The sequence below is a fragment of the Streptomyces sp. H39-C1 genome (genome assembly GCF_027158125.1).
Lineage (GTDB): Bacteria > Actinomycetota > Actinomycetes > Streptomycetales > Streptomycetaceae > Actinacidiphila > Actinacidiphila fildesensis.
In genome coordinates this window covers 39,308-48,162 of the sequence record NZ_JAPVLS010000076.1, presented here as the reverse complement: position 1 = coordinate 48,162, position 8,855 = coordinate 39,308, and the positions used below count along the sequence as shown (strand labels likewise).

Sequence of the window (8,855 nt, the reverse complement as noted above, 5' to 3'; positions counted from 1 at the left end):
GCATTCCGTCACCCGAGTCCCCGGCGAACCGGATGATCACCCGGTCCAGCCGCTGGACCTCCTTGGCCGGTTTGCGCTGTTCACCGAGCAGCGGCTGTCCTACGGCTGGGCTGCTGACCTGGCTGGTGACGTCGGGAACCGCTACCTCAGAAGCCGCACGGCCGCTGCGGGGTGGGGGCGTGGTGGCTGTCGTCATGGCAGGTGTCTTTTCCTAGTGGCCGGTCAGGACGGAAGGCGCTCGCGGAAGGCCGTGGGGCGGGGTCTGTCCCGGTGCGCCGGAACGCGGTCATGAAGTGCTCGGCAGTACCTCGGCGGCGGGGGTCGTGTCAGGGACGTCGTCCTCGTGCTGCGCTGCGTTCATGCCTTTCGGACCGCCGTCCAGCCAGGCCCATCCCTGCTCGAACCGCTCCTCGCGCAACATGTCGATCAGGCTCTGCGGGAGCAGCACCCAGCCGGCGCCGATATCGGGTGTGAGGTCATCCTGGTTCTGTGCCACATGGATCCCCTCTGCGGGTTCCGTTCCGGGCAGGTCACCGTGCGGTGGAGCACCTTCAGCGCTCCGCGGTCTGCTTCGCCTCGTCCGAGCGGTGGTCGGCAAGCCGTTCCGGGACGGGGAGCTGCTCTCGCCGGGCCGCGCGCGAGGCCACCATCTCCAGCAGCAGGTAGCCGATGATCGTGACGGCTGCGCCGGTGTAGATCGTGTCGTGGTAGAGCGGCTTCTCGTAGGCGTGGGCGTGGCTCCACATGTCAAGGCCGCTGCCGGCGATCTGGACGACGCCTCCCGCCACCACCGCCCACAGAATGGCTTGTGGGTGGGCCCGGCGGGTACGCAGCGCAAGGGTGGCCAGTGCTATGCCCAGGACGAGTAGCTCACCGAGGTAGATACCGCTGTGCACGGTCATCAGCTTGCTGGGCGGGATGGCCACCTCAGACAGGTGCTGGTCATGCCACAAGGTGTCGTACAGGAACCCTACGAACTCGACGAACAGGCCGGCTGCTATCGACCATCGGACAGCCCGGGGATGCTCCATCGTCACCCTTCCTCACGGTTAGGCCCGGCGCGCGATGCCGGACTGCGGTTGTTCCCTGACACCTTGGAAGCTCTGGAGCCCGATTCCCAGCCGCCTCTGCGCGGCAAGCCGGAGCGCCTGATCGGGCAGCCCGAGTGCGCGGTCGAGGACAGATGGGTGGCCCGGTCGGGGTACCCCTGCGGCCCTGTCCGATTCGGGGACCACACGGCAGGTCCGACGGGTGTTCTGCGAGTCAGACCGAACCGCTTGGCTGAGTCCCGTGCACGCGGCCGGCCCAGCCAGGCCCTCCTGCGGGTTCCGCACGACAAGGAGTGAGGATGGCAGTCTTCCCGAGTGGCGACTGGCTCGATGAATACGTCGCCCGTATCAACACGTCTCCGGAGTTCGCGGAGGCAGCACGTACTTTCGAGGCCGACATCGCCTATGTCTTCGAAGCCGAACCGGAGCTGGGGCACCAGGCCGATATCTGGGCCCGAGCCGGCGTTGGAGGCGGCAAATGCCTGTGGTGGAAGTACGACGTCACACCGCAGGAGGGCCGCGAGTCCCAATTCGTACTCCAGGGCCCGTACTCCCTGTGGAAGCAGATCATCCAGGGCGAGCTCGACCCGATGGAGGCGATGCTCGACGGGGAGCTTGCGGTCACCGGGCATCTGCCGACGCTGTTGCGCTATGTCAGGGCCGCCAATGCCCTGGTGAGCATTGCTGCGACAGGAACGACGGCATTCGCGGACGAGGTTGCGCCGGCGGCCCGGCCGTGACGGCAACCCTGACCGCGGGTTCGTGGAACCTACGCGTCCACTGTCAGGGCGAAGGTCCCACCATCGTGCTGCTTCATGGCCTCATGACCGACCACCGGGCCTGGGACGGCGTGGTCGCGGCTCTGCGTGACCGCTACCGCTTGATCACGGTGGACGCGCCCGGCCACGGCGGCAGCCCGGCACGGCCCGGCGCCTACTCCCTGGAGGACGAGGCGGACGCCCTCGTGGAAGCCCTGGGGGACCTGGGCGTCGAGTTTCCGGTGGTCTGGGCAGGGCACTCGATGGGCGGTATGAAGGCGCTGCGCATAGCACTGCGCCATCCGGACGCCGTTTCCCGCCTCGTCCTGGTGTCCACCCAGCCCTATGTGGAGCCCGAGCGCACAGCGCGGCCGTACACGGCGATGGTCGAGGCCGCCTCTTCCTGGGGGATCTCGGTCGATCTGGCCGAAGTCATCGGCCGGCTCAACTTCCATCCCTCCTTCCTGGCCGGCCCGCAGGGGCAGCAGTGGGTGGAGCACTTCACTCACTTGCGCGGGCAGGACATCGACGAGGCCTGCGCCTCGGTATTCCGGCGCGGGGACATCTCCGACCAACTGGGGGACATCAAGGCCCCGAGCCTGGTGGTGCACGGCGAGGCGGACATTCCGATCCGCATCAAGGTCGCCCGTGCATGGGTCCCGCTGCTGCCGGATGCCGAGTTCCTGGAGGTACCGGACTGCGGCCACACGCCCCCGTGCGAGCAGCCCGAACTGATTGCCGCGTCGATTGACGCCTTCCTTCAACGCCTCGGCACTGGACAGCGGTCAACGGGCGCAGGCGCGCTGACCGGAAAAGGAGCACTGTGAGTACCCGGATCTACACTCTGCCCATTGAACAGACGAAGTGGAAGGTTCCCAGCGGGAACACCACCGTCTTCTCCTGGGACTACGACGAAGGCAACGACAGGCTGCTGGCCCTGTACGAGAAGGGCAAGGCCAAACAGTGGAACTCCTCGGAGCGTATCGACTGGTCCATCGCCGTCGACCTCGACAGCCCGGACCTGGTTCCGGACGAGTACGTGCCGATCTACGGCTCCGACCTGTGGGACAGGCTGGGCACCAAGGAGCGTCAGGAGGTCAAGCAACATGTGACGTCCTGGCAGTTCTCCCAATTCCTCCACGGTGAGCAGGGCGCCCTCATCTGCGCCTCCAAGATCGTGCAGACGGTCCCGGACCTGGACTCCAAGTTCTACGCGGCCACTCAGGTCATGGACGAGGCACGGCATGTCGAGGTCTTCTCCCGCTACCTGCAGGAGAAGGTCGGCTTCGCCTATCCGATCAACGACAGCCTCAAGATCATGCTCAACGACACGATCTCCGACAGCCGGTGGGACCTGACCTACCTGGGCATGCAGGTGCTGCTCGAAGGGCTCGCGCTGGCAGGCTTCGGAGTCACCCGGGACCAGACCCGCGAGCCGCTCGCCCGTGCGCTGAACGCCTACGTGATGCAGGACGAAGCACGGCATGTCGCCTTCGGCCGGCTCGCGCTCAAGGACTTCTACAAGGAACTGTCCTCCGCGGAACTCGCCGACCGCGAGGAATTCTGTGTGGAGGCCTGCTTCCTTCTCCGGGACCGGTTCCTGGGCGAGGAGATCTGGGAGACACTGGATCTGGCTCCCACGGAAGCTGTCGCCCACATCAACAACAGCGAGGCGTTCAAGCTCTTCCGGTCCCTGCTGTTCACCCGGATCGTGCCGACCCTGCGCGACATCGGGCTGATGGGCCCCAAGGTGATCAAGGCCTTCACCGAGATGGATGTCCTGGGCTTCCAGGACATCGACATCGAGGCGGTCATGGACTACGACGAGCAGGCCGCGGAGGAGATCGACGCGCAGCGGCTGGCTCAGGTCCAGGAGGCCATCAGCCTCGGCGCCGGCGACACCGAGTAGACAGCGATCCGCGAGCCAGGAATCAGGAGTACAAACGATGGCATTGGACGTATCAGCATTCGAGCGGCTCAAGGCCGTGGCCGGAGAGCGCAAGGGCGAGGGTCTCGCGCGCTACGCCGAAGAGCACGAGGGCGGCCCGCAGGGCCTGCTCGATGAGGTGTTCGCCAACATGCGCGAGGTCTTCCGTCCCGACAAGGCGAAGGGACAGCAGGCGGACTTCCAGTACTGCATTCGCTCCGGCGACGACGAGTACAACTACTTCATCACGGTCGACAACGGCCAGTGCCAGACCGGCCGTGGGACGGTGGATTCCCCGCGGGTGACGATGAGGGTGAAGCTGCCCGATTTCGTGCGCCTGGTGACGGGCAAGCTCAACAGCATGCAGGCGTTCCTGACCGGCAAGGTCAAGATCTCCGGTGACACCTTCTACGCCACCAAGTTCGAGGCCTGGTTCGAGCGGCCCTGAGTTCTCCCGGGGTGCCCGCTTTGCGGGCGCCCCCTTCTTCTCCTGCCGCCGTATGGGACGTGCCCCCCGTCCGTTCCATGCGGCGGCAGGTCCATGTCCTGGGCCGGTACCGGGCACGCTCTTACGAACGTGTTCAGCAGTCTGCGCATCCGAAGCAGACTGCGCACATCTGTAGAATCCACAAGCTGATCAGGCTCAGCCCGATAACTCCGGGCAGCGTCCACAACAGGCTGCGACGCGGCAGGCGGCCAGGCAGCGGCGCACGACCGGTCTCCAACTGCTCCAGCCGGCTTTCGAGCAGCCCACCCGGACCGGCGAGGGCAGGCCACAAGGCCGGAATCCCGGTCTGGCCAGCCGGGGGCTGTTCCTTGAGTGCGATCAGGAGTGCGCCGGCCAGCGGCCCCACCCCACAGACCTCCACCGCGTGCGCGTCAGCGGCAAGTTCCCGACGGGTGAGCAGCCGCTCCAGGGCGCCGCAGACCGCGGGAAGATAGAAGAACATGCGTCGGGTGACGTCGATCAGCAGATACAGCAGCGGGTCCGCCGCATTGGCGTGACTCTCCTCGTGCCGCAGCACCGCTTCGAGCTGACCAGTCGTAAGACGGTCCACCAGACCAGTACTGATGATGACCCGTGTGCGGAACAGTCCGCTCGTGCAGGCCACGAGGGACGGTTCGTCGATGACGGTCACCCGGTTCCGCAGTCCTGAACGGTCGATGAGCGCCTGCGTGTGCGAAGCGTCGGCCGAAGAGCTCCGCACCATTGACCGCAGAGTCCTGCTCAGCGATATCTGGCGCAAGCAGCTGCCGGTGGCGATACCCACCTTGATGACGACCAGCAGCCCAAGAGCCAGTAGCGGTTGGCACGGTCTGACCTCTTCCTCTGACAGTTCCAGCCGCACGATGAACTCTGCGATCACGATCAGGACGATGTACTGCGCCGACAGCGCGGCAAGGAAGAGCGTGGTGCGGATGGCGCGACCCCGTGCACGAATCAATGCTCTGGCCCCCGTGGCAGAGAGCCGGCCGCAGAAGGACAGAGCGTTCCGAGGCCGGCTGCGGTAGTCCCTTTGTGCTCATCCTCCCCACTGGTGAGGTGTCCATCAAGGACGCCTCACCAGTGGGGCCCGAAAGGGCGGGTGGATCAGTCGCGACGTGCGTCTTCGGCGAGCTGTCGCAGCTTCTGCTCGAACGCCGCGGCGAACCGCGTCATGGTGTCGTCGTCGAAATAGTGCGAGCTGTAGCCGATGGAGAAGGTGAGGCGGCGTCCGACGACGTAGCCGAGGACGTCCACGTCGCGAAAACGCGTCCCGACGCTGCTGTGCTGCTCTCCGAAGGACATCCGCGGCACGCTCAGCAGATCCGACCGAAGAAACACTTCATCGACCTGTCCGACGTAGTTGAGGCCGACCTGGGCTGTGGGGGCGTTCCGAAGAGCGGGATCGGCTGCCGCGTGGCGGAGCAGTCCATAGCCGGCACCCCGCTGCGGAACGGCCTCCAGTTGGCTGTGGACTGCTGCCAGCTGGCCGGCCGGCGAGGTCAGGGGATCGATCTCGACGAGGGTGGGGGTAATAGTGGAGAAGCGGCCGACGGTGCGGGAGACGGACAGCCCCTCGAAGTAGAGATCACGGCCGTGCCGCTCCAGATCGATCAGGGTCCGCCGGGGCTCCTCGGGGCCGGCGTCCGCCAGTGGCAGCGCCTGGACGAGCGCCGTGCACAGCGTGTCCAGGATGTCGGCGCCGGTGGCGGTGGGAATGCCGGAGAGCACCGCATCGGTCAGGTCGTGGTCCAGTCGTAGGGTCGTTGTTCGCAGACTTTCCAGTCGGTTGGGGCCCTCTGCCTTGTCGAAATGCAGTTGGTGTCCCCTGGTACGGCTCTGCCAGTAGTCACGCTCGCCCTGCGTGACGGGGCCCTTCGCGCACTCGTGCAGCGCCTGGGTCCACTGCGGGAACGAGGTGGTCTTTGCCGGAAGGGCGGCTTTGGCTGCGCCCTGGGAGTACTGGAAGTAGGACGCGAGCAGGTCCTCCAGCAGGATCCGCGCCGAGTAGTGGTCGACCGCGAGCCAGTGGCCGAGCACCAACAGGCAGTGTGGGCGTTCGCCCAGGTCGAAGTAGGCCAATCGGATGATGGGGCCGTCAGAGAGGTTCATGCTGCGCTGCAGGGACTCAGCGACCTCTGTGACGGCGTCCTTTTGCTGACGTCCCGTCAGATTTGGAAAGGCGTAGACGGTGAGGGGGAGTTCCCCGGTGCCTGCTTCGGCCAAGGTTGCCTGCCAGGTGCCCTCTTCCTGCCGGAACCGCAGCCGCAGGCCGTCGTGGTGCTCAAGAATCTGTTCGGTGGCTCGCCGCAGTGGCTCCAGATCGAGAGGCTTCTGCAGCGAGAGGAGGAAGGACGCGTCGTTCCAGTGGTGGCGCTCGGGCAGATCCTGTTCGAGGAACCAGATCTGATTGGGCGTCATGAGTGTCGGTCCGGACAGCGTTCCCTGTTCCGCTCCGATACGTCCTTGGGTGGTGTGGGTGGCTTGGGTGGCGATGGTGGGGTGGGCGAAGACGTCGCGGAGTTCGAGGTGGAGGCCGGCGGTGTCGGCCGCGGCGACCGCACGGAGGGCGAGGAGGGAGTCGGCGCCGAGTTCGAAGAGGTTGTCGTGGACGCCGATGCGTTCGGTGGCCAGCAGCTCCGACCAGATGCCGGTCAGGGTCTGCTCGATCGGAGTGGCCGGTGCCACATACGGCTGGCGGGCGGCTTCACCCGGATCGGGCAGCGCCTTGCGGTCGATCTTGCCGTTGCCCGTCAGAGGCAGCGCGTCCAGCACCACCAAAGCGGCCGGCACCATATACGCCGGCAGGACCTCCGCGGCCTGGGCCCGGACCTTGTCGACCTCCAGGATCGCCCCTTCGACGGGCACGACATAGGCAGCCAGTCGGCGCGGGCCGCCAGGTGCTCCCCAGGCCTGTGCGACGGCGGCTTCGACCTGCGGGTCGGCCAGCAGCGCGGCCTCGATCTCACCCAGCTCGATGCGGTAGCCGCCGATCTTGACCTGGAAGTCCTCCCGGCCAAGGAACTCAATCGTTCCGTCCGGCAGGTACCGGCCCAGATCCCCAGTCCGGTACCACCGCTCCCCCGTCACCGGATCGGTCACGAACGAGGCAGCGGTCCGTTCCGGATCGCCCCAGTACCCCATCGCGACCCCGACCCCGCCGATCTGCAGCTCGCCGGCCACGAAGTCCGGACGATGCCGCAGATTCCCGTCCACCACCCGGAAACTCTGATTCACCAGCGGACGCCCGTACGGGATGCTCCGCCACGACGGATCCACCACACCGATCGGATACGCGATCGACCAGATCGACGCCTCCGTAGCACCACCCAGGCTCACCACCTCCAAACCGGGCACCAGGTCCCGCACCCGATCCGGCAACGACACCGCAATCCAATCGCCGGACAACAACGCCAACCGCAAACCCACCCCCTCCGCACCATGGGTTGTCAGGTGCTCCGCCAGGAGTTCCAAAAGTGCGGGGACGGTGTTCCATACGGTCACCTGCTCCCGGCGGAGCAACTCCGCCCACTGGGCTGGATCACGGGAACCGTCAGGGTCGGGCAGGACCAGGGCGCCGCCGGCGGCCAGGACTCCGAAGACATCCCAGACCGACAGGTCGAAGCTCAGCGACGACAGACCCAACACCCGGTCGTTCTCCGTCACCCGGAATCGGTCATTGATGTCGATGATGGTGTTGAGCGCGCCGCGGTGATCGATCATCACGCCCTTCGGCTCCCCCGTCGAACCCGACGTGAAGATCACATACGCCAGATCCGACGGATCCTGCACCCACTCCAACGGCTCGTCGGAGGTCTGGGCCCACTCGGAGTCGTCGTCCACCGGGATAACGTCTACGGCCGCCGGCCAGCCGACCATATCCTTGAGCGAGCTTTGGGTGAGGATGGTGCGGGTTCCGGTGCGGTGGATCAGGCCGTGCAGACGCCGCTCGGGCTGGTCAGGATCCACCGGTACATACGCGCCACCCGACGCCAGGACACCGAGCACCCCGGCGATCTGCTCCCAGCCCTTACGCGCCGCGACCACCACCGGCTCACCCGGCCGGACCCCGGCCTCACGCAACCGCCGACCGATCCGCCACGCCCGCGACACCAACTCACCGAACGACATCCGACCACCCGGCCACACCACCGCATCCCGACCCGCCCACCGACCTGCAGCCGCAAAAACCCCCTCATGCAACAACCCACCCGACACCACACCCACCGCACCATTGGCCGCCTCACGCACCACCAACTGCCCCGACGGCGCGCCGACGGTGTGAGGGTCCTGCCACGCCGACAAGTCTTCGGTGAGGGAGGTGATGAGGTTCTGGTACGCGGCGAACATGTCGTCGAGAAGAGCGGGGTCGAAGAGGGCCTCCAGGCAGTCCCACGCAGTGACCAGGCCGTCAGTGCGTTCATAGACCTGGTGGTCGAGGGTGACCTGGGGGGTCTGCGAGATGGCTTCGCCCTGCCTGCCCAGACCGGGGATGGTTGCGGGGATCTGCTGTCCGATGGCGCTGGTGAAGACGACGGGCATGGAGGCCCGTTCCGCACCATGCTCACGCGCCAGATCCCGCAACACCCGAACCCCGCCATACGCCCGGTGCTCCAACCCCTCCCACACCTGACGCT

General features: G+C 66.5%; 9 protein-coding genes. 4 read left to right on the top strand and 5 right to left on the bottom strand.

The genetic code is table 11. From position 1 onward, the window contains the following. The 3 genes from O3W51_RS36125 to O3W51_RS36115 all read right to left on the bottom strand — a co-directional run. A partial coding sequence (locus O3W51_RS36125) for a hypothetical protein (protein WP_138359427.1) occupies nt 1-196 on the bottom strand: 196 nt, incomplete at its 3' end. 90 nt (nt 197-286) lie between these two features. Then, on the bottom strand, nt 287-496 hold the full coding sequence (locus O3W51_RS36120) for a hypothetical protein (RefSeq protein WP_138359429.1): 210 nt from the start codon (nt 494-496) through the stop codon (nt 287-289). 55 nt (nt 497-551) lie between these two features. Then, on the bottom strand, nt 552-1,031 hold the full coding sequence (locus O3W51_RS36115) for a hypothetical protein (RefSeq protein ID WP_138359431.1): 480 nt from the start codon (nt 1,029-1,031) through the stop codon (nt 552-554). A 317-nt stretch (nt 1,032-1,348) separates the two neighbouring features. Between O3W51_RS36115 and O3W51_RS36110 the strand changes: the two genes are divergently transcribed. The 4 genes from O3W51_RS36110 to O3W51_RS36095 are packed head-to-tail and all read left to right on the top strand — an operon-like array spanning nt 1,349 to nt 4,182. Beyond that, on the top strand, nt 1,349-1,789 hold the full coding sequence (locus tag O3W51_RS36110) for an SCP2 sterol-binding domain-containing protein (protein WP_138359433.1): 441 nt from the start codon (nt 1,349-1,351) through the stop codon (nt 1,787-1,789). After that, nucleotides 1,786-2,634, top strand: a complete 849-nt coding sequence (locus O3W51_RS36105) for an alpha/beta fold hydrolase (RefSeq protein ID WP_269288405.1) — start codon at nt 1,786-1,788, stop codon at nt 2,632-2,634. Before O3W51_RS36110 ends, O3W51_RS36105 begins: the two co-directional genes overlap by 4 nt. Beyond that, the gene (locus O3W51_RS36100) at nt 2,631-3,716 is read left to right on the top strand and encodes a ferritin-like domain-containing protein (RefSeq protein ID WP_138359437.1); all 1,086 of its coding nucleotides are present in this window, start codon (nt 2,631-2,633) and stop codon (nt 3,714-3,716) included. The genes O3W51_RS36105 and O3W51_RS36100 overlap by 4 nt, the downstream gene beginning before the upstream one ends. 37 nt (nt 3,717-3,753) lie before the next feature. Beyond that, the gene (locus O3W51_RS36095; protein WP_138359439.1) at nt 3,754-4,182 is read left to right on the top strand and encodes an SCP2 sterol-binding domain-containing protein; all 429 of its coding nucleotides are present in this window, start codon (nt 3,754-3,756) and stop codon (nt 4,180-4,182) included. Nucleotides 4,183-4,315: 133 nt separating this feature from the next. On the opposite strand, the gene O3W51_RS36090 is transcribed toward O3W51_RS36095, so the two are convergent. Together O3W51_RS36090 and O3W51_RS36085 are read right to left on the bottom strand one after the other, a co-directional pair. Continuing rightward, nucleotides 4,316-5,179: a M56 family metallopeptidase gene (locus tag O3W51_RS36090; RefSeq protein WP_187145107.1), complete on the bottom strand. Its 864-nt coding sequence runs from the start codon at nt 5,177-5,179 to the stop codon at nt 4,316-4,318. Between the two features lie 146 nt (nt 5,180-5,325). After that, the gene (locus O3W51_RS36085; protein WP_269288404.1) at nt 5,326-8,760 is read right to left on the bottom strand and encodes an amino acid adenylation domain-containing protein; all 3,435 of its coding nucleotides are present in this window, start codon (nt 8,758-8,760) and stop codon (nt 5,326-5,328) included. Nucleotides 8,761-8,855: the final 95 nt, after the last annotated feature.